At 61.7% G+C, this 21534-nt stretch carries 15 protein-coding genes and 1 tRNA gene; 9 read left to right on the top strand and 7 right to left on the bottom strand.

Annotation, left to right across the window (positions count from 1 at the left end; genetic code table 11):
* Window positions 1-13: 13 nt before the first annotated feature.
* The 4 genes from B6S01_RS09605 to paoA all read right to left on the bottom strand — a co-directional run bounded on the left by B6S01_RS09605 (window position 14) and on the right by paoA (window position 5926).
* The gene (locus B6S01_RS09605) at window positions 14-2056 is read right to left on the bottom strand and encodes a TonB-dependent receptor (protein WP_037462925.1); all 2043 of its coding nucleotides are present in this window, start codon (window positions 2054-2056) and stop codon (window positions 14-16) included.
* Window positions 2057-2124: 68 nt separating this feature from the next.
* Complete coding sequence (gene paoC, locus B6S01_RS09600) at window positions 2125-4341, bottom strand: aldehyde oxidoreductase molybdenum-binding subunit PaoC (RefSeq protein WP_037462927.1); 2217 nt, start codon at window positions 4339-4341, stop codon at window positions 2125-2127.
* Window positions 4338-5294 carry an FAD binding domain-containing protein gene (locus tag B6S01_RS09595; RefSeq protein ID WP_037462928.1) on the bottom strand — a complete coding sequence of 319 codons (957 nt, stop codon included), beginning with the start codon at window positions 5292-5294 and terminating at the stop codon, window positions 4338-4340. The genes paoC and B6S01_RS09595 overlap by 4 nt, the downstream gene beginning before the upstream one ends.
* On the bottom strand, window positions 5291-5926 hold the full coding sequence (gene paoA / locus B6S01_RS09590; RefSeq protein WP_037462929.1) for an aldehyde dehydrogenase iron-sulfur subunit PaoA: 636 nt from the start codon (window positions 5924-5926) through the stop codon (window positions 5291-5293). The genes B6S01_RS09595 and paoA overlap by 4 nt, the downstream gene beginning before the upstream one ends.
* Before the next feature lie 252 nt (window positions 5927-6178).
* Here paoA and B6S01_RS09585 point away from each other — a divergent pair.
* Window positions 6179-6253, top strand: a tRNA-Gly gene (locus B6S01_RS09585).
* 133 nt (window positions 6254-6386) lie between these two features.
* Window positions 6387-6563, top strand: coding sequence for a transposase (locus B6S01_RS21035; RefSeq protein WP_156103316.1), 177 nt, complete (start codon window positions 6387-6389; stop codon window positions 6561-6563).
* Window positions 6564-6670: 107 nt separating this feature from the next.
* Here B6S01_RS21035 and B6S01_RS09575 read toward each other — a convergent pair whose 3' ends face one another.
* On the bottom strand, window positions 6671-7660 hold the full coding sequence (locus tag B6S01_RS09575) for an AraC family transcriptional regulator (protein WP_037462930.1): 990 nt from the start codon (window positions 7658-7660) through the stop codon (window positions 6671-6673).
* 166 nt (window positions 7661-7826) lie between these two features.
* Complete coding sequence (locus B6S01_RS21030) at window positions 7827-7970, bottom strand: hypothetical protein (RefSeq protein WP_156103317.1); 144 nt, start codon at window positions 7968-7970, stop codon at window positions 7827-7829.
* Between the two features lie 50 nt (window positions 7971-8020).
* Here B6S01_RS21030 and B6S01_RS09570 point away from each other — a divergent pair, with 50 nt between their 5' ends.
* The 7 genes from B6S01_RS09570 to B6S01_RS09540 all read left to right on the top strand — a co-directional run bounded on the left by B6S01_RS09570 (window position 8021) and on the right by B6S01_RS09540 (window position 20111).
* Entirely contained in the window at window positions 8021-10366 is a 2346-nt protein-coding gene (locus B6S01_RS09570) for a TonB-dependent receptor (protein WP_081875938.1), read from the top strand.
* 61 nt (window positions 10367-10427) lie between these two features.
* Window positions 10428-12176, top strand: coding sequence for an amidohydrolase (locus B6S01_RS09565; RefSeq protein WP_051908028.1), 1749 nt, complete (start codon window positions 10428-10430; stop codon window positions 12174-12176).
* Between the two features lie 17 nt (window positions 12177-12193).
* Window positions 12194-12772: a YybH family protein gene (locus B6S01_RS09560; RefSeq protein WP_081570359.1), complete on the top strand. Its 579-nt coding sequence runs from the start codon at window positions 12194-12196 to the stop codon at window positions 12770-12772.
* 216 nt (window positions 12773-12988) lie between these two features.
* Window positions 12989-14224, top strand: coding sequence for a GGDEF domain-containing protein (locus B6S01_RS09555; protein ID WP_051908030.1), 1236 nt, complete (start codon window positions 12989-12991; stop codon window positions 14222-14224).
* 267 nt (window positions 14225-14491) lie between these two features.
* Entirely contained in the window at window positions 14492-16276 is a 1785-nt protein-coding gene (locus B6S01_RS09550; RefSeq protein WP_081570358.1) for a sulfatase family protein, read from the top strand.
* Window positions 16277-16444: 168 nt separating this feature from the next.
* On the top strand, window positions 16445-17356 hold the full coding sequence (locus tag B6S01_RS09545) for a formylglycine-generating enzyme family protein (protein ID WP_037462998.1): 912 nt from the start codon (window positions 16445-16447) through the stop codon (window positions 17354-17356).
* Between the two features lie 388 nt (window positions 17357-17744).
* Complete coding sequence (locus B6S01_RS09540; RefSeq protein ID WP_037462933.1) at window positions 17745-20111, top strand: glycoside hydrolase family 3 N-terminal domain-containing protein; 2367 nt, start codon at window positions 17745-17747, stop codon at window positions 20109-20111.
* A gap of 164 nt (window positions 20112-20275) precedes the next feature.
* Here the strand turns inward: B6S01_RS09540 and B6S01_RS09535 are convergent, their stop codons facing one another.
* On the bottom strand, window positions 20276-21319 hold the full coding sequence (locus B6S01_RS09535; protein ID WP_051908032.1) for a LacI family DNA-binding transcriptional regulator: 1044 nt from the start codon (window positions 21317-21319) through the stop codon (window positions 20276-20278).
* Window positions 21320-21534: the final 215 nt, after the last annotated feature.

The following is a 21534-nucleotide window of genomic DNA, read 5'->3' as shown; positions in this document are numbered from 1 at the left end:
AGAAGCACATAATTCAGCGCGCAAGGGCGAAGCCGACCCACAGGGTTCGCGGCGTGCCGAGATCCATCGAGCCTCCCGCGTTGCGCGTCACCACTTCTTCGTCGAACAGATTTTCGCCGCGCGCGACAAAGGTGAGGCCGCGTGCGAGCGGAATGCGCGCCACCGCATCGACCGTCAACGCTTCGGGCAGAACATCGGTTTGCAGGTCATCTTCAAATTGCCGTGACACATAGCGCAGCGTCGTGGACAGCATCGGCCCGCTGACGGGTTGCCAGGCCAGCGTGGCGCTGGCGGCATGCCGGGGACTTTGGGCAGGCGTGAGGCCGTCGAAATCCTCAACCGGCGCACGGACGCTGCTGTGGCTGTAGGCATAGGATGCGCTCAACTGGAAATCGTTCGCTCGCGCGGACGCGGTCAGTTCAATGCCCTTGGCGACGATCCGGTCGATATTCCGCCTTTCACGCACGATCATCCTGCGTCCGCCCACCACCGATGAACTGGTCGTCACGTTACCGATCGCGCCATCCAGGCGGTTGTAAAAGGCGGTCGCGGCCAGCGTCACTCCAGAGATGGGAGAAAGGTCGATGCCTGCCTCAACCCCTTTCAGCTTTTCATTGGTCAGCGCCGGATTTGCCCGCGTCGTTACCATTGAGGCGGGGGACGCGATCACGAAAGGCCGGTATAGTTCGTTGAGGGTCGGCAGGCGGAAACCTGTATAGGCCGCCGCGCGCAGCGCGACGCCATCGTCTATCCGGTAGAGCGCCCCCGCCCGCCCGGAATATTCCCATCCGCTGCGGTCGGGGAAGCGATTGTCCGACGAAATGGCTGCATCTGCGCGGAAGAAGCCGTCGCTGATCGACCAGCGGTCGGCCCTTGCGCCCGCCGTCAGCACCAGCCGGCCGATCGTCCAGTCATCCTCGGCAAAGAAGCCGGTCGTCAGTTGCCTGCCCCCGGCGTGGCGGCGCGCGGTCACCGGATTAGCGGGATCGACTGCATTATAGGCATTTTCAAACATGTCGCCGCTGGCGAAGCGGGCGTCAGCACCGACCCGCAGCACATGGTCGCTGCCGACCGGCGGGCGCAGTTCGATCTTGCCGCCAAGGCCGGTCGACGGCGTGGCGCGCTGGTCGAGCGACTTGCGGGAAGGCGGGGTGGAGGAAACCACGATGTTGGTGAAGTTGCGGGCCTGCAGATAGGCAAGCGCATCCACTTGCCAGCGCCCGCGCGACACATAGCGGATGCTGGCGTCCTGCCCTTCGCTCATGCTGTCCGCGCCCCGAAAGCGCAGCGTGCGTTCGTCCCGGAACAGGGTGGCGCGGAACTGCACTTCCGAATTGGCCGAAATGGGTGCGACAGCGCGCAGATTGGCCGACCAGCCATCATAAGCAGCGGGCACGGTGGCGGCGACGCGCTGATCGGCTGGCGTCGTTTGAAATCCGTCGCCCCGGTCCCAGCGGCCCGACAGCGAGACGTAACCGCTTCCAAGGTCAGGAGAAAAGCTGGCGGACAATTCGCTGGCGTCGCGGCTGCCGTACAGCGCGCTGGCGGCGACGAGCGGCAGTTGATCGCGCGTGGCGCTGGCCAGTTCGATGGTCCCGGCGACAGCGCCCGCGCCGAACGCCCCTGCCCCGCCGCCGCGCGTCACGCGGATGCCCGACAGGCGATCGGGCGCCAGCGCGCTGAACGGGATATAGCCAAAGAAGGGATCGGCCATCGGCACGCCGTCGAGCAGCAGCAGCGTCCGGCTGGACGCATTGCCGCCAAGCGCACGCAGAGTCGCCCCTTGCGCGGAGGGGTTGGCCGAACGGCTGTCCGACCGGCGGAACTGCTGAAAGCCCGCGACATCGCCGAGGATGTTTTCCAGTCGCCCGGACGCACTGTTTACGATCCGCTCACGCTCGATGACTACCGAACCGTAGGCGGGCGTGCCGGGCGGCAGGGGCAAACCCGCGCCGGTGATGACAATGCGCGCCTCTGGCCCGTCATTCAGTGCGGGCTGGGCGGCTGCAAGCGAGGGCAGCAGGGCGGGAAACAACAGGGGCGCACATTTTTTCATGCGCCCCCGCTTAATCGTCCGCTGTCATGCTGACAATGAGATGACGGGCCGTTGGCGAAGGCCTGCAATCAGGCGAGCGCCGAACCGTCCACTGCCGCCAGCATCTTGTCGATGGTGATCGGATAGTCCCTGATCCTTACCCCCGTGGCATTGTAGATGGCGTTGGCCACCGCCGCCCCGACGCCGCAAATGCCCAGTTCACCCACGCCCTTGGCCTTCATCGGCGAGCTTTTGTCATCCAACTCTTCGATGAAAAGCACATCCTGTTCGGGAATGTCGGCATGCACCGGCACCATATATTCGGCCATGTCATGATTGACGAAGAAGCCGAAGCGGGTGTCGACGGCCAATTCCTCCATCAATGCCGCGCCCACGCCCATGGTCATTGCGCCGATGACCTGGCTGCGCGCCGATTTGGGATTGAGGATGCGCCCGGCGGCGAAGGCTCCGCCCATGCGGCAGATGCGTACTTCCGCCGTGTCGATATCCACGCCCACCTCGCAGAAATGCGCGCCGAACGTCGCCTGCGCATAGCGTTGGGTAAGATCCCCGAACTCGATCCGGTCCTCGGCCCACAAACCATCGCGTCCCGCCATCGCGCCCAGTTTCTTCGACTGGTTGCCAAGCCGCACCAGCCCGTCCTCGAACAGCGCCTGATCGGCAGGAAACCCGGCCGCTTCGGCGAGTTTGGCGCGCAGCGCGACGCAGGCGGCATAGACGCCTGCGGTCGAGCTGTTCGCGCCGAACTGTCCGCCCGAGCCGGCCGAGACAGGATAACGGCTGTCGCCCAGCCGCACCGTCACGGCGTCGAGCGGCACGCCCAGCATTTCCGCGGCGGTCTGGCCGATGATCGTGTAGCTGCCCGTGCCGATATCGGTCATGTCGGTTTCAACTGTCACATGGCCGCGCATATCAACGCCCACCCGCGCGCCGGAAGCCAGGACCAGATTGCCGCGAAAAGCAGCAGCCATCCCCATGCCGATCAGCCAGCGGCCGTCGCGCACCTGCCCCGGCCGGGGATTGCGCCGGTCCCAGCCGAAACGCTGCGCCCCTTCGCGCAGGCATTCGACGAATTTGCGGCTTGAAAAAGGCCGTTCCGGTCCGGCCTCCGGATCATATTGCACATCGTTGCGGATGCGCAGTTCGACCGGATCGATCCCGCAAGCCTCCGCCAGTTCATCCATCGCGATTTCCAGCGCGAGCATGCCCACCGCTTCGCCCGGAGCGCGCATGGCGTTGCCTTCGGGCAGGTCGAGCGTCGTCAGGCGGTGCGTGGTCATCCGGTGCGCGCCACGATATAGTTGCCGTGTCTGCTGGGCCGCGATTTCAGGGCTGCCGCCGGGAAGGTCGCCGGACCAGGATTCGTGGCCAACCGCATCTATGATGCCATCGCGGCTAGCGCCCAGGCGAATGCGCTGGATGGTCGCAGGACGATGCGTGCTGTTATTGGGTATCTGCGGCCGGGCGATCGCGACCTTGACCGGCCGTCCCACCGCCCGGGCGCCCAGCGCCGCGAGCAGCGCGTCAGCCCGCAGGAACAGCTTGGCGCCAAAGCCGCCGCCGATATAGGGCGCGACGACCCGGATATTGGCCTTCGGAATCTTCAGCGTTTTGGCCATTTCCCCGACAGCCCATGCGACCATCTGGTTGGAGGTCCAGAGCGTCAGTTTGTCGCCATTCCATGCCGCTGTGGTAGCATGCGGCTCCAGCATCGCATGGCTCTGGTCCGGCGTGGTGTAGTGTCGGTCGATCCGAACGGCGGCCTTGGCGAATGCGCCCTCGAAATCCCCCGCCTTGCTGTCCGGCTCGCCACCGAACCCCCCTTTCGGCACAGCCGCCTTGCTGCGTTCAGCCGCCAGGTCGAAACGACCCCGTTCCGGGATATAGTCGATGCGCAACTGCCCCGCCGCATCGCGCGCATTTTCAAGCGTGTCGGCGATCACCACCGCGACGGCCTGCTCAAAATGTTCGATTTGCGGGCCGCCCAGCAAGTGGGCGGTGTTCATGTCGCCTTTGCCCAGTTGTCCCGCATTCTGATGCGTGATGATGGCGAGCACGCCCGGAGCAGCTTCCGCCGCGCGCAGGTCCATGGCCCCGATCCGCCCCTTGGCGATGGCCGATCCCACGATCCATCCATAGGCGGCATTGGGCGCTGCGTCATGACGTTCATAGGCATAGGGCGCGGTGCCAGTGACCTTCGCCGGTCCGTCGATGCGATCATGAGGAAGGCCGACGACGCGGCCGCGATCGATGGGATTGCTGGTGGCAGGCGTGTCGAACTTCACGACCGGGCCTCCTTCTGCCGGAAAATGGATGCGAGCGTCCGGGCGGTCAGGCCCTGTTTGAAGGCGTTTTGCGTCGTGGGCCTTGCGCCCGCCATCGCCGCCTCCGCCACCGCCGCCGCGCCAGCAGATGCCGCCGCATCGGCCTCTGCGACCCGCCAGGGCTTGGGCGCGAGACCGCCAAAGGCGAAGCGCGCCGCGCCATCCTTGCCGAACACCGCCGCCACCGACACCAGCGCGAAGGCGTAGGAGCTGCGGTCGCGCACCTTGCGATAGACATGGGCCCCGCCCAGCGGTCGCGGCAAGGTGACCGATGTAATCAGTTCGCCGGGCTTCAACGCATGTTCCACATTGGGGGTATCGCCGGGCAAAAGGTGGAAGTCCGCAATCGGGATGGACCGCCGCGCGCCATCCGCGCCCACCGTATCGACCGTCGCATCCAGCAGCCGCATCGCCACCGCCATGTCGGATGGGTGCTGGGCAATGCAGGCGTCGCTCGTGCCGATGATCGCCAGGCTGCGGTTGATCCCCTGCAATGCGCCGCACCCGCTGCCCGGACGCCTTTTGTTGCACGGCATGCGCGTGTCGTAGAAATAGGGGCAGCGGGTACGCTGGAGCAGATTGCCCGCGGTCGTCGCCTTGTTTCGCAACTGTCCCGATGCCCCGGCCAGCAGCGCGCGGCTCAACACCGCATAATCGCGGCGCACCGTCCTGTCGGCCGCGAGATCCGTATTGCGCACCAGGGCGCCGATCTTCAGCCCGCCCTCCGCCGTGCGTTCGATACGATCAAGGCCCAGGCGGTTGACATCGATCAGATGGGCAGGCGTTTCGATCTGCAGCTTCATGAGGTCGAGCAAATTGGTGCCGCCGGCAATGAAGCGTGCGCCCGGCGTGGCGGCCGCAGCCTTTGCCGCTTCTTCAGGGCTGGTGGCGCGGGTATAGCTGAACGGTCTCACGCCTTTTCCCCCGCGACATCGCGAATGGCGGCGATGATGTTGGGATAGGCGGCGCAGCGGCAGATATTGCCGCTCATCCGCTCCCGCAGTTCCGCGTCCGACAAATCGACCTTCTCGAGATCGTCGGTCACATGGCTTGGGATGCCAGCATCCAGTTCATCGAGCATGGCCACCGCTGAACAGATCTGCCCCGGCGTGCAATAGCCGCATTGATAGCCATCATGGGTGATGAAGGCGCGCTGCATCGGATGCAGCTTTTCCGGCGTGCCCAGGCCTTCGATCGTGGTGATCGAATCCCCTTCGTGCATGACGGCCAGCGTCAGGCAGCTGTTGATCCGCCGTCCTTCGACAATGACCGTGCACGCGCCGCACTGGCCGTGATCGCAGCCCTTCTTGGTGCCGGTCAGGTGCAGATGTTCGCGCAGCGCGTCCAGCAGCGTCGTCCGCGTATCGATCTGCAGATGCACGTCCCGGCCATTCACGGTCAATTCCACGGCAGCCATGGGCTCTCCCTTGCTTGATGGCGGCTGGCGGCGCGGCGCAGCCCGCGCCTCGCCCAGCGAAGGAAGCGCCGCAGCCGCAGCGGCGCTTCCCTGCAACAGGCCACGGCGTGTCAGATTATCGGACGTCAAAGCTCCACCTCCTGCTGCTGGCCCGGATCATATGACGCAACACAGACCAAGATGATCCCGGACCCGCCGGAAAAGTTGAAGGCCGCAGACTAACAGCCCAACCCGCCGCGCCAAGCCGAAAAGCGCCCAAGCGCCGCGCGGGACCGCGAATGAAGAAATTTGCGCCGACGGCCATTTCTCCCTTGCCCAGGTGAATAACCGCTGCTAGTTGCCCGCCTCACCCGCCGAGAGGGACATCCTCCGGCCGCCAGAGCGGGCGTAGCTCAGGGGTAGAGCACAACCTTGCCAAGGTTGGGGTCGAGGGTTCGAATCCCTTCGCCCGCTCCAGTTTTTCTTCGCAAATCTCGCATGGCGGCTTCAGCACCACTCCACGCACGGTGCGACGCCAAAGGCCGCCCACTCGGCTTTGCCCTGACACCGGCGGGCCCACGACATCCAGGGCTTCGGCCCGCTGTTCCGCATGATCGAGGCGCTGCTGGCCGACAGAGGCTATGACGCCGATGTTTTCCGCGCGGAACTGGCGAAGGCGGAAGTCGAAGCCGTCATCCCGGCCAATAGCACCCGACGCGAACCCATCCCGCACGACCGCGAAATATGCCGCTGGCGAAATCTCGTCGAGCGGCTGTTAAACAGCTAAAGAACTGGCGGCCTATTGCTTCCCGCTACGACAAAACCAGGGAATCCTACCTCGGCTTTCGTCAGAATCGCTTCAGCGTTGCTATGGATACCCATTGTCCACGAAACCTAGTGCCAACCACCATGACGTTCCCGGTGGCGATGGGACGACCGAAGACTGCCAGGTTCCGCATGAATTTCGACAGCTTGATTGTTCTTTGACTTCAATGAAATAGGAGTATCACCATAGGCTTTTTTAAAGAGCCTTGTAAAATGTGAGGCATCTTTAAAGCCGACATCATGGGCGATTTTTGCTATGTGCGCATTATTTGATCTAAGAATTTCTCTAGCGACTTCGAGTTGAATATTTTGCAACCATAACTGCGGAGAAGTGCTGTTCCGTTGAAATAGTCTGTACAAAGACCGCACGGATATACCGAAATTCTTTGCCAACTCATCGACTGTTATCTTCTGGATGAGCAGTCGTGATTTGACCCAGCAGCACATTCTGTCAAGCAGCAGCGCGTCATCAGATATATTCGAGGACCATTGCTCCTCGAGTCCTTCACGAATGAGCTGTAATATGATCCCGCGACCGGCGGCTCCTGCTGTTTCATCCATTTTGTGCAGCGTTGTAAAAAACGATCTGACGATTGTAGAGAGCAATACTCCCTTTCCCTGATCTCCTGGTATGACCAAGCCGGCGGGGATCTGCATCGGCAGCCCGGCACTGGCGATTTCGTGTCGTGGGATCGATAGGGAAAGAAAGCAGGACTCACTGTCTGCCCAGAAAACATTGGAGGTTAGCGGGTCCAACAATGTTACGTCGCCAGGTTTGACCGTGAAAGCATGGCCATCTTCACAGGCGTGGAGGTTCCCTTTGGCTTGAAAATTGACAAAGACATCGCCGTGCCAGCGTTCCCTGAGATCTCTGTGTGTTCGCACAACCGCCACGTTGGACAATCTGGAAACAAAGAGCGCACTGGAGGCGCAATCGCGTTTCTCGATGTCGAAACGCGCCTGTCCCGGCCCACGCAGATTGAGGCGGATGGGACCGACCAGCTGCTGCAGAACCTTTTCGCGCCGTTGGAGCGGCGAATGGACGTTGCGACACGACATCTTCGCAGCCTGACGATTCGGCGTATTGATTTCAACCAGAAACAGCGGGCAGAAGCACCTCGGCAATGTCGGTGCCGTACTCCACGCCCGGTGTCTGCTGCACTGGGCCGTTTCCCCTAGTCACAATCGGCCGCTTTCTGGGACGATACTGCCAAACTTTGGTCTGTCAGTGCCAGTCTTTGCAATCGCCATTCGTGCCTTTGGAAAAAACGCCATTAAAACCAAATGTTTGAGCATTTTCCTTTGCGTCCCTGCCTTGCATCGCTCGCATTTTGACAAGCGCTTCTTTGCTGCACAGAAAATCAAGCAACCACGAAAAGATCACGCCTGCTGAGAACTGTTCAGGGGAAAGGGGCGAGCGTGGAACGCAATAACGGGGAGATAAAAATGGCTTCTAAGATGCCTCATGTTCAAGCGTTTGCGGCGGTCGTTTCGCTGATGGCGCTTTCTGCGGCCTGCCAGGCGCAAACCGCATCCCAAGGTGGGACTGCACAACCAGACGATCCTGAAAATGGCGCAGTCGGCGAGATCGTCGTCACGGCGCAGCGCCGCGGGGAAAGTATCCAGAAGGTGCCGATCAGCATTAGCGCCTTCACCCAGGCGACCCTTGACCGGCAGGGCGTGCGCGACATCCAGGACATCGTCCGTCTCACTCCAGGCTTGAACTTCAGCCGGGGCGGGCAGCAGGGGCTCACCAACATTTCCATCCGGGGCATTCGGTCGAACGGTGGTGCGAGCACGACGGGCATCTACCTGGACGATGTTCCTTTGCAGGTTCGTCGTGCGGGCTACTCGGGCGGATCGCCCTTTCCGCTGACCTTCGATCTCGAGCGTGTTGAAGTGCTGCGCGGCCCTCAGGGCACCTTGTTTGGGGCGGGCTCCCAGGGGGGCACGATCCGCTTCATCACTCCAGCGCCAAGCCTGACTGACTTTTCAGCCTATGGACGTGCGGAGATAACGCAAACGAAGTACGGTGGCGTTGGGTACGAAATCGGCGCCGCGGCGGGCGGTCCCCTTGTCGAGGACAAGGTTGGTATTCGGGCGAGCGCATGGTATCGCAAAACCGCAGGATGGATCGATCGGGTTGATCCTCGGACCGGCGCCGTGCAGGACACGGACGTAAATACAGGCAATGCATTTGTCGGGCGCCTTGCCATTGCGCTGGCGCCGACCGAAGGCATCCTGATCACGCCGTCGATCTACTTCCAGAGAGAGCATAGCGACGACGTCAACAGCTATTGGGGTTACCTTTCATCGCCGAAACAGGGTCGCTATATCAGCGGCAATGAACTTGCCTCGCCGAACACCGACAAGTTCTACATACCGTCGCTCAATATTTCAGCGGAACTGGGCGAGAAAGTCTCGCTGGTTTCGGTAACTTCCTATTTGCATCGCGATCAGAACGCGATTGCCGACTACACGGCTCAAGGCAGCGCCATCATACTTGGCACTCCCATCCCGATCCCGGGCAACAAGGGGCCCAACCTGTTCGACAATTCGCAAAGAAGCTTCACCCAGGAAGTGCGTTTGCAGTCGACGGATCCCTCGCAAAAGTTGCGGTGGGTAGCGGGTGCTTTCTACCAGAATACGCGGCAGAACGCTTCCCAGTTCGCCTACGATCCGTTCATCGCCAGTCTCTTTGGCAGCCCTGCAGGCGATCTCGTCTTTTTCCAGGATCCCTTCCGGACGAAGGATACCCAGATCGCCGGCTTCGCGCAGGCGGATCTCGATGTTCTTCCGGGATTGACGACCACGGTGGGCCTGCGCGTTTCGAACACGAAGTTTTCCTTCGAGACCACGACTGGCGGTCCGTTCGCCGGTCCAACCTTCAATGACTCAGGCCGACAGTCCGAAACACCTGTCACGCCGAAATTCGGGCTGGAGTATCGCTTCGATCCCGATTCCAGCGTCTATGCCTCGGTCAGCAAGGGCTACCGCGTGGGTGGCTCCAATGCCCGGCAACTCGCGGTGTGCGGCCCGCAGCTGGCAAGCCTGGGATTGGCGGGCATAAACCCGACGCGCTACGATTCCGACACGGTCTGGAGCTACGAAATCGGTAGCAAGAACCGACTATTCGACCGGAAGCTGCAGGTTAACGGAAGCCTGTTCTACGTAAACTGGAACAACATCCAGCAGTTCGTTACCCTCGCCAGCTGCGGTGGCGGCTTCCTTGCGAACCTTGGTCGAGCAGTCAGCAAGGGCTTTGACCTCGAAGTGTCGGCCAGCCCGGCGCCCGGATTGAACCTGGGCCTTGCGGCGGGTTACACTCATGGCGAGTTCAAGGACACGGTCTTTGCCGCAGGCCCTGTCCCGGGGCAATCGGCAGTCAGCCGGGGCGACCGGATCCAGGGCTCGCCGTGGCGTATCTCGGCAAATGCCGAATATCGCCACCAGGTTTCCGACAGCGCCGAAGTCTACGGGCGCGTAGATTATCAGTTCGCCAGCCAGGAACCGGCGAATGTTGCACAGACAAACCCGACCAACGGCCTGAACTTCATCCCGCAATATTTCGGGGCGGCGGAAAGCCACTTCGTCGCCTTGCGAGCGGGTGTAAAGCTTTCGAGGTTCGATGTGTCCCTATTCATCGACAATCTTACCAATACGACGGCAATCCTGGACGGGCAAAATCAAAACAATACTTTCCTGACGCGCTTCTCCGGCTTTCGGCCAAGGACGATCGGGCTGACTTCAACCCTGCGATACTGACTCGCGGGACCAAAACTGGCGCCGTGAAAACGGCGCCAGAGCACAGATTGCAGGAGCATTCATGAAAAACGCGATCCTAACGGCGCCAGTGATTTTGGCCTCCCTGTTCACGAGTGCCGCTGGCGCCGCTGTTGCCAGGGAGGCTCCCGCCGACCTGATACTTCGGAATGGGTCGGTCTATCTGGTCGAACCCGAAGGCAAATGGGCCGAGGCAGTTGCGGTGCGCGACGGTAAGATTGCTGCTGTCGGGACAAATCGTCAGGTCGATCGACTGAAGGGTCGTGCAACGAAGATCATCGATCTCAAGCGGCGGATGGTGATGCCGGGAATTGTCGACAATCACGTGCATGTCGCTGCAGCAGCGTTTGAACTGCAAACCTATACCTGCAACTTTTCCGCTTATGGCGACCTTGAAGCATTGCTCGCAAACATTCGCAAATGTGCAGCCGAGACAAAGCCCGGCGACTGGATTCTTGGCGAGAGTTGGGGAAGCGGACTGTACGGGCGTCTGTCCGACGCAACCGCGCTGAAAATGCTCGACGAGGCCAGCGGCGACCACCCGGTCCTTTTGCGCAATGACAGCATTCATGACCGTTGGGTCAACTCCAAGGCTCTGGCTCTTGCGGGGATCACAAAGGATACTCCGGATCCAAAGAGCGGGAAGATCGGGCGCGATCCGAAAACGGGCGAATTGAACGGTCTCATGCTTGAGCGCGCCGGCGAACTCGTCGAGCGCGTCGTACCCGCGATGAATGCCAATCCGACAGTCGAGGCAGAAGCGGACGCCCTGGCCGTCGGCATTCGGTTCTTGAACTCCCAAGGCATCACCGGCTTCAACGACGCAGGCGTCACGCACAGTCCCGGAACATTTTCCGACGTGCGGGCCTATCGTCTGCTGGACAAGCGCGGAGGTCTGACAGCGCACGTCGCCCTTTCGATGCTTGTCGACCCGGATGGCCCTGCGCTCGATGAGATTTACGCAGATCGGGCCGAAACCAACTCGGCGCTCCTCAACATGAACTTTGCGAAGATCATGGTCGATGGAGTCATGGTCAGCCACACCGCCGAATTCATTGACCCTTACTTGCCCGATGAGGCGCACGGATCCGACTTCAGGGGGATGACGAAGATAAGCGGGGAGCGATTGACCCGGCTGGTCAAGGAACTCGACCGCCGCGGGGTATCGGTGAAGATGCACGTGGCCGGCGATGGCGCGGTGCGAATGGCGCTCGACGCGATCGCAGCGGCGCGCAACGCAAATGGGACGAACGGGCCGATCCATACCCTGGCGCACGCGGGCTACATAGCCGACTCTGATATTGCCAGGTTGCCCGCCCTTAATGCTGCCGTCGATGCGTCGCCCACGGTCTGGTATCCGGGGCCAATTCTGACGGGCACGGAGGCCGTGATCGGCCAAAAGCGCGCCAACCGTTTCTGGCCCTTCAAGACTTTTGCAGAAAATGGCGTTGTCGTCGCGGGTGGAACGGACTGGAAAACGTTGCCGGGCGAGTTCTCAAGCCTGTGGGACGGCATGCAGGGCATGGTCACGCGCCGAAATCCGCGGGGCGCAGCACCAGGTGCGCTCTGGCCCGAGCAGGCAATCGACGTCGCAACCATGATCCGGTTCTACACGATCAATTCCGCCAGGGCGATGGGAGCCGACGCCCGCATTGGGTCCATCAAGGTCGGGAAGGATGCAGACCTTGTCGTACTCGACCAGAATCTGTTCAATATCTCGCCTGACAGGATCGCCGCGACCAAGGTCGATATGACGCTATTCGGTGGCAAGACAGTCTACGAGCGGAAGTAAGCTCCCAGAACCGGCTGATGAGCGGCATCGCGGCAGTATCGTCGTCGCGATGCCGCCCGAAACATTTGGCTCGATATTTTTTGCGAGGGCATCGAATGAGCAAATTTTCCCATTGGCTGCGGCTGGCAATATTGCCGCTGATTTCGGTATCGATTTGCGCCAGTGCTGCGCAGTCAAGCACCGGCGCTTCTGGGCAGTCTTCGAGCAACGAGGCGGAGGTCAGCCGGCTGACAGCCGCCAGCGAGCAATGGATCACTGATGTCAACAGCAAGGACGTGGCGCGCGGAATTGCCGGCATGACCGCTGATGCCGCGATAATCGCGCCTGATGGAACCCAGGCTCAGGGGCGGGAGCAGTTGGTCGGCTATGTGTCGAAGCTGGTGGCGACGCCCGGTTTCCACGTCGAGTTCAAGCCGGACTCGGTGTCGTTGAGCATCGATGGCAATGTCGGCTACGTAACCGGCAAGTCCGTCATTTCGTTCGCAATGCCCGACGGCCAAAAGCAAACGCGCGATGGTCGTCTTTTGACGGTCTGGCGAAAGAGCGACGATGGCAAGTGGTTGTGCTACCTTGATGTGGTCATGGGCAATCCCTGAAGCAGGTCGAGCGCATAACCGCCGCCTTCGCGGCTCATCCCGGAGATGCCGGCGCCGCCGAAAGGGGACGGTGAGACACATGCGGGCGAAAACATAAGGATCGTCCTGCGACCAGCGCACACCACCCGCCGTCGCCGCTCTGGATTCGTTACCCGTTTACTAAATGGCAGGGGAGTTCCTGCTACTCCGGGGAATAAATCACCGGGAATTTTCACCATGCAGAAAGCTGCTCACGGCAGGCTCATAACGCGCAGCGCGACTGTCGCCTGGTTTTTTAAGCCGCTCGGCAACGTGAACGACACGGGCCGCGGGTTTTTGCTTGGGCAGCTCCTGAACGCTCCGTTGGCCGCCCTCATGGGCTCATTTTGCGCTCTCATGGTTTTGGCCACCGCTTACCTGCGAACCGCCCACTTCTTCTTCGGCGTCCTGATTGTTGTCGAACTGGCGCTTGCCGCGGCGCGCTTTCTGGAGTGGAGATGGAGGCAAGCGCATCTTCGCGCACATTCAGGATATGTCCCCGCCATTGATCTCTCGGCGCTGTTGTCCCTCCTCTGGTGCACGCTTCAGGGGCTGTCGACATACATCATCATGTCGAGCGGAGACTCCGTATTGCGCGTGTTATCGGCAACGCTGGTCATGGCGCTCATCGGACCCATCTGCTCCAGGAATTACGCTGCCCCGCGTTTCGCCTTCTTGCTCGTACTCCTGCTCGACCTGCCTTTTGTGGCAGGAGCCATTGCCTCTCATGATCCGTGGTTACTCGTCCTCGTCGTGATGACACCGCCATTCCTGATCGGAGCGATGCAGATCATCGTGTCTTTTCACCGCGCGTTATTGCTTAGCCTTGAGGCCCAGGCTCGAAATCTCCACCTTGCCCAACATGATTCACTTACCGGCATCCTCAATCGCCATGGGATGGATACCGCACTTAGTCGCATCAAGCCTGACGCGCAGCGTAAGATGGCGCTGATGGCGATCGACCTTGATGGCTTCAAACAGGTGAACGACAGCTACGGTCATGGGGCGGGCGATCTCCTCCTGATCAAAGTGGCGCAACGGATCCAGGCCCTTGTTTCTGGCGAAAACCTCCTTGGACGAATGGGAGGCGATGAGTTCATGGTGGTGATGCGTGACGTGTCTCCTGCGCAGGTCGGTCCCTTCGCGGAAGCCCTGATTGCCGCCATATCCCATCGCCCTTATGAGCTGCATGGCGGCATGATGGCGCGGATCGGCGCCAGCATTGGCTATGCCTGTTTGCCAGAAGATGCCGCTACGGCGGCTGAATTGCGGCTAAGGGCAGATCAGGCGCTCTACAAGGCAAAGGAAGCTGGCAAGGGCATCGGCGTGCGATACCGTGACAAGCGGGGCAATGTCAGTACGGCCCTTTCATGCGCCGGAGAAGCGAGATCAGGCTTCCACCGATTGCAGCCGCAGCGAGTTGCGCCAAGATGACCGGTTACCGCCGTCTCCATTCCTGAAAGTGGAGTTGCCGTCACCCACCCCCCTTCAGCGTTAAGCGGTCCCAATTAGCGCATGGGCCACGCCATTGGCGACCCTTCGGTTCGAGGCGCGCAAGCTGCCCAGCGGCGCACGGTACAGAGGGGCGCCTTAGGTCATGATCGATACATAAAAATGCCACATCAATAATGTCCATCGCTATTGTCAGCGCTGACATATGGATGTACGGGCGGGTGTAATGATCATCCAAGGGAGGATTTGATGAGCTCGATACGGCGGCAAATCATCGGCTCGGCTGCTCTGATTGGGGCGCTCTGCCTGCCGATCGCGGATGCGGGCGCCAGGTACAGTTCCCCCGATCATATCGCCAAGGATACGAACGCGTCCCAGACGCGGCCCCGCAACATCATCTTCATCATATTGGATGACCTGCGCTATGACGGCATGGGCTTTCTGCAGCCGCAGATCCGCACGCCCAATATCGACAAGCTGGCGAAGAGCGGGACCTATTTCCCCAACACGGTGGTCACATCATCGCTTTGCAGCCCCAGCCGCGCGACCATCCTGACGGGCCAGACCGCCCGCAATCATGGTGTTGTCGATAATAATAACTCGTCGGAAAAGGGCCTGACCTACTTCCCCAGCTATCTGCAGAAGGTGGGTTATCAGACCGCGTTCATCGGCAAATGGCATATGGGGCAGGACAGCGACGCGCCCCGGCCGGGCTTCGACAAGTGGATCAGCTTCAGCGGTCAGGGCCATTATTACCCGACCGAGGCCATTCCGGCAGACCAGGTGGCCAAGGGCCGCGTCAACATGCTGAACGTCGATGGGAAGCGGGTCCCGCAACGGGGCTATATCACCGACGAGTTGACCGACTATGCGATGAGCTGGTTGCAGAAGGAGCGGGATGCCAACAAGCCCTTCTTCCTCTATCTCAGCCACAAGGCGGTCCATTCCGACCCGCTGCCCCCGCCCCGCTATGCGCATCAATATGACAAGGTGAAGTTCAAGCTGCCCGCGAGCGCGGCGAACACGCCCGAAAATTACAAGGGCAAGCCGATGTGGGTCTATAACCAGCGCAACAGCTGGCACGGGGTGGACTTCTTCTACAATAGCGACATGAAGATGGAGGATTACCTCCGCTATTATTACGCCACCCTGTCGGCGGTCGATGACAGTGTGGGGCGGATCATGGCCTATCTGAAGAAGCAGGGGCTGGAGAAGGACACGCTGGTCGTTTTTACGTCCGACAATGGTTATCAGATCGGCGAGCATGGCCTGATCGACAAGCGGACCGCCTATGAGCCGTCCGTCAAGGTGCCGATGATCATGGTCGCACCGGGCACGGTGCCGGCGGGCGTTGTCAATCCGGGCCGGCTGCGCAACCTTGACTATGCGCCGACCTTCCTGGACCTGGCGGGAGCCGAGCGCCCGCCGCAATTCGAAGGGCAAAGTGCCTGGCCGCTGATCACCGGCAAGGTCACGGCCAAGGATTGGAAGGCGCCCGACTTCGTCTATGAATATTATTGGGAATGGTCTTTCTCGATGACGCCTGGGACCTTCGCCATCCAGCGCGGCGACCTGAAATATATCCAATATTACGGCATCTACGACACGGACGAGCTATATGATGTGGCGAAGGACCCGGACGAGATGCACAATCTGATCGACGATCCGGCTTATGTGAACGCCAAGGTCGAGTTGCGTTCGGCCCTTTACAAGCAGCTGGCGGACCGGGACGGGCGGCATGTCATTCCCTATACCGGTCGCATGTCCATCGGCAGCGTGCGGCGCAGGATCGGCGGGACCGACGCAGCACCCTTCCCGCGGCAATGGTTCGTCGAGCCCAACCGAGCCGATCGGTTCGACGATATTGTACCGGACAGCAGCTTCAAGCAGAAGCTGCATGCGCAGGGCAAAGCCTTCCTGGACATGCCGATCCTGGGTCAGGGCCGTAGCCGGGTCGACGTGCTGGCGGCGGAGATGCGGAAGCTGCAGGAAAATAAGCCCGGCGAGCAGTCCACCGAGAAGCCGGAGCAGTAGGACCGCCAAGCCGCAGTTTTCTGGACAGGAGCGGGTCCCCCGCCTTTAAGTGGCGGGCGGGCTGCTTATCTCTGGCGGTTGCGGAAAATATGTGGAGCATCGATGCGTCATTCTTCCAGGCACAAGTCGATGCGAGCATCGCGGACCGTGCAGCCGGACACCAGCGGCATGCGCTGGGTGGAGGGCGGCGCTTTTGCGATGGGATCGGAAAATTTCTATCCCGAGGAAGCGCCGGTGCGGCGGGTGCGCGTCGACGGCTTCTGGATCGACGAGACGCCCGTCACCAATCGCGCATTCGCCCGCTTCGTGGAGGCGACCGGCCACAGGACGGTCGCGGAGATTGCGCCCGATCCCAAGGATTATCCCGGCATGCCGATCGAACTGGCGCAGCCGGGATCGCTGCTGTTCCAGCGCACGGTGGGGCCGGTGGACCTTCAGGACCACAGCCAATGGTGGACCTTTGCCCTGGGCGTGGACTGGCGGCATCCGCATGGGCCGGGCAGCAGCCTCGATGGGCTGGAGGATCATCCGGTGGTCCATGTCACGTTCGAAGATGCGCGGGCCTATGCCAAATGGGCGGGCAAATCGCTGCCGACCGAGGCGGAGTGGGAATATGCCGCGCGCGGCGGCCTGGACGGGCAGGATTATGCCTGGGGCGGCGAGCTGGCGCCCGAAGGAGAGATGTTGGCCAATTATTGGCAGGGCGCCTTTCCCTTCGCGAACACGCTGGACGATGGGTGGGAAAGAACATCGCCCGTGCGCAGCTATCCGGCGAACGGCTTTGGCCTGTACGACATGATCGGCAATGTGTGGGAGTGGACGTCCGATTGGTACGCCCAGCCGCGGGTGGAGGCGAAGGCGCGCGGCAGCTGCTGCGTGCCCGCCAACCCGCGCGGCCCGACCCGGCACGAAAGTCTGGACCCGATGAGCGCCATCCCGCGAAAGGTGCTGAAGGGCGGATCTCATCTGTGCGCGCCCAGCTATTGCCAGCGCTACCGACCAGCAGCGCGGCATGCGCAGGCGATAGAATCCTCCACCAGCCATATCGGATTTCGCTGTGTGGTGCGGAACAAGGCTTGAGGTGGCTGCGGATTCATAGGTTTTGCAGAGGTGACCTGGCGGTCCCCGCACTCAATAGAAAAATATTGCCCCAACCACCCTCAAATAGTACCGAAGCGTTCGAATAATAGACAGAGAGACGGGTAGAGGGTGGGATGGATGACGGCCGCAACCCTCTGTTAACAAGGCCTTCCCACAATATCGGGCGAGTGAAATGAGGTTCAGCAGGCTGATCCAAAACCGGATCGCAGCTCAGTCCGTTGAAGCAACAGGCTTTGGCAGTCCGGCGCCCGAAGAGGCCGTGATACGGCAAGATACCCGAAAGTGGCTCAAGCAATATTGGCGCGTGTCACCAGCGGCAGAATGATCGCTCCCGCTATTTGATCCATTGGGACAGAAAAGAAAATTCATGAACCACAAGATTCAGCTCACCCGGCGCACATTGCTCGGATCCACCTTCCTCATCATGGCAGCACCGGCGGCAGCCGCAGTGGCTGGCGCGACCTACCGCGACCCCAATGCGCCGGTCGCGGATCGCATTCGCGATCTTTTGTCGCGCATGACACTTGAGGAGAAGGTCGCGCAGCTTCAGTGTATCTGGTTCGGCAAGGGCAAGATGGTCAATGCGGCGACCGGAGCGTTCGACCCCGAAAAGGCAAAGGCAGCATTTCCGAATGGCATTGGCCAGTTGGCCCGTCCTTCCGATAACGCTGGATTGAAAGAATTCGGCAAAAACCGGTTCCGCACTTCCGAAGATGCCGTCACCTTCCTGAACGCCGTGCAGCGTTTCCTGGTCGAGCAGACGCGGCTCGGCATTCCGGCCTTGTTCCATGAAGAAACGGCGCACGGGCTGGCGGTCAAGGATGCCACCATGTTGCCGACGCCTACCGGGCTCGGCGCGACTTGGGATCCGGAACTGGTGGAACAGGGGTTTGCACTGGTGGGCCGGCAGGCGCGGCTTCGCGGGATCACGTTGGGATTGAGCCCTGTGATCGATCTGCTGCGCGATCCCCGTTGGGGCCGGAGCGAGGAATTTTTCGGCGAGGATCCCTTTCATGTAGGCGAAATGGGCGCAGCTGCCGTCCGCGGATTACAGGGCCGCACCCGGCCAATCGCATCCGATCGGATTTTCTCCGTCCTCAAGCATTATGTCCACGGCACGCCGCAGAACGGCCTCAACGTTGGGCCTGCCGACATGTCGGAGAGGATGCTGCGCGAAATTTACCTTCCGCCGTTCCAGCACGCGATCAAGGCTGCGCATGCGGCGGCTGTCATGCCTGCGTACAATGAAGTGGCGGGCGTTCCGGCGCACGCCAGCACGGAACTGCTGCAACAGACAGGGCGCGGGCTCATGAGCTTTGGCGGTCCCTATTTCAGCGACTATAACGGCGTTCGCGAACTCGCTTCGGTACACAGGATCGCCGCCGGGGCGGCCGATGCCGCCGTTCTCGCGATCACTGCCGGCGTCGATGTGGACATGCCCGAAGGCGCAAGTTACGCCCACCTTCCCCCACTGGTCCGCGAGGGTAAGGTCAGCGAAGCGGTTATCGATGCCGCTGTTTCCCGCGTCCTGGCGCTGAAGTTCGAAGCCGGCCTGTTCGAGCGGCCATATGCCGACCCGGTCCGCGCCGCGCGCGTACTGAAGGACCCTGCCGGTCCCACTCTGGCGCGCCGGCTCGCGCAACGCAGCATGGTTTTGCTTAAGAATGACGGCCTGCTGCCCCTTGACGCCAAGCAGCCCAGGCGGATCGCCATCATCGGGCCTAACTCAACGAAAGCTATGCGGGGTGGCTATTCCGGTGAGCCGGCCCAGGAGGTTGGCGTTCTGGAGGGAATCCGCGCAGCAGTTGGTAAGAGCGTGGTCATCGAGCAGTCAGATGGTGTGTGGATCACGCAGCCCGGCGAAGGCGCCCCCGAAACAGTCATGATCCGCACCGTGCCGCCGGCTGATAACGAACGACGCATTGCAGACGCCGTAGCCGTCGCAAAACGCGCCGACCTGGTTATACTCTGCGTGGGCGATAATGAGGCGGTCACGCGGGAAGCTGTTACAGGTTCGCTGCCCGGTGATCGCAACAGTCTGGGACTATATGGCGATCAGGACGCATTGGTGGAAGCGGTGCTGGGTTGCGACAAACCCGTCGTCGCAGTGCTCATCAATGGTCGGCCGCTCACCATCGGCAAGCTGGCGAACGGCGCATCGGCGCTGATCGAGGCATGGTATCCCGGCGAGCAGGGTGGTCATGCTGTCGCTGACGTCCTGTTTGGCAAGGTCAATCCGGGCGGAAAGCTGCCGGTTACCTTTCCCGCGTCCGTCGGGGAATTGCCTGCCTGGTATAATCGGCATCCCTCGGCGGACAAAGTGCCCTATGTCGAAGGAAAGCGCGCTCCGCTTTTTCCCTTTGGTTTCGGCCTCAGCTACACCAGCTTCGAAGTGTCGGAACCGCGCCTGCCAGCCGCTAACTTGAAGGCTGGGGAGACTGTCCGGGTCGAGGTCGATGTAACGAATACGGGATCTCGCGAGGGCGATGAGGTGGTCCAGATCTATATCCGTGACATGATCGCATCGGCGCCAAGAGCGACGCTGGAACTGAAGGCATTCCGGCGTATCACCCTTGGCAAGGGAGAGCGTCGTACGGTCGTGTTCGATCTGGCGCCGGATGCGTTCAGCTTTTGGGACAGAAACATGGAATGGCGCATCGAACCTGGAGAGTTCAAGATTCTCGCGGGCAACAGCTCCACCAATCTCAAGGAGACGACGCTGACCCTGACCTGACACTGTTGGGATTCGGCAAGTCAGCCATGGCCTGCACCCGCCGTAGGGGCGCCTCCTCGGGACAGAAGGCCTCCGATCCCATGGCCAAGCTGCCGCCGGCGATGCGCGTCATGCCCTCGCGGTGGGCGGCCGTGCGGGATGGGACAGGTCTCATTGATTTACCATCATCGAAGACAGCCGGGCGATTTTGGTCCCGTACTCTGCCGGACGACCAGTTCGACCGGGCAGAGGCCGGGCTCCTCGCCGCCGATCAGCAGTTGTACGGCCCTGTCCGCCATCATGTCGAGCGGCTGGCGGATCGTGGTCAGCGGCGGCCAGGCGAATTGCGCGGCAGCGCCGTCGTCGAAGCCGGCTACGGACAGCGCATCAGGCACCACGAAGCCCAGTTCCTGGGCGCCGATCATGACGCCTTGCGCATATTCGTCGTTGAAGGCGAAGATCGCATCGGGCGTGCGCGGCTGCCGCAGCAGCGCCCCGGCCGCCGCGCGACCGGACAGCATGCCTGACCCCTGCCAATCGAACGGCGCTACCATGGCGTCGCCCGCGCCCTTGGCCGCGAGGCAGCGCAGGAAGATGTCGTTGCGGCCCTGCAGATAGGGGCGGTTGGGCGGCGGCGCGCACAGGCCGAATGTCCGGAGCCCCAGCGACCAGAGATGGTCGAACAGGGCGACGACGCCCCTGGCTTCGTCCACGACGACGGCGGGCGAGCGGCCTTCGTCGGTGGCGGGCGCGATCAGGACATGCGGCATGGCGTCGGCGGTCAACCGGTCGATCAGCGGCCCGTCGTTCGACAAGGGCGGCGGCAGGATGACCCCGTCGCAGCGCATCCGGCGCAGGCTGAGTTCGTAGCGGTCGAGCGCCGAGCCGCCCTGCGCGGCATCATATTGCTCCAGCAGCAGATGATAGCCGGTGGCGGCGCACGCGGCCGCGGCGCCGCGGAACAGGTCGGCATGATAGAGCGAGCTGTGGTCGGGCAGGAAGATCGCGATGAGGTAGGATCTGGCCGCCGCGAGCGAGCGGGCAGCGAAATTGGGGCGAAAGCCGGTTTGGCGGATCGCCGCCTCCACCTTCTCCCGCGTCGCCTTGCTGACGTGCAGGTCGCGGGCGATCACCCGCGCTACCGTCTTTCCCGACACGCCGGCGAGGCGGCCTACATCCTCCTGCGTGACGCCGCCGCCTCTCCGGCGGTGAGATGTGTCAGTGTCCATAGCTCATGCATAACAGCGACAGCGACATCCTGTCCATTGCAGTTGTCAGCGCTGACATAGGCAAATGTTGCAGATCGGCGGAGGAGAAGCACGGTGGCGCAATTGGCCGACTGCCGAATAGGTAGAGCGCCCGATACTTATGCAAGTTTGCGGGTCCAAACTACAGGAGACCAGTGACCATGAAGCGCCATGCAATTTGGCGATCTTGAGATCAG

Source organism: Sphingobium herbicidovorans (assembly GCF_002080435.1).
GTDB lineage: Bacteria > Pseudomonadota > Alphaproteobacteria > Sphingomonadales > Sphingomonadaceae > Sphingobium > Sphingobium herbicidovorans.
Note: the sequence above shows the minus strand (reverse complement) of the source record. Positions and strands in the feature narration are given on the sequence as shown.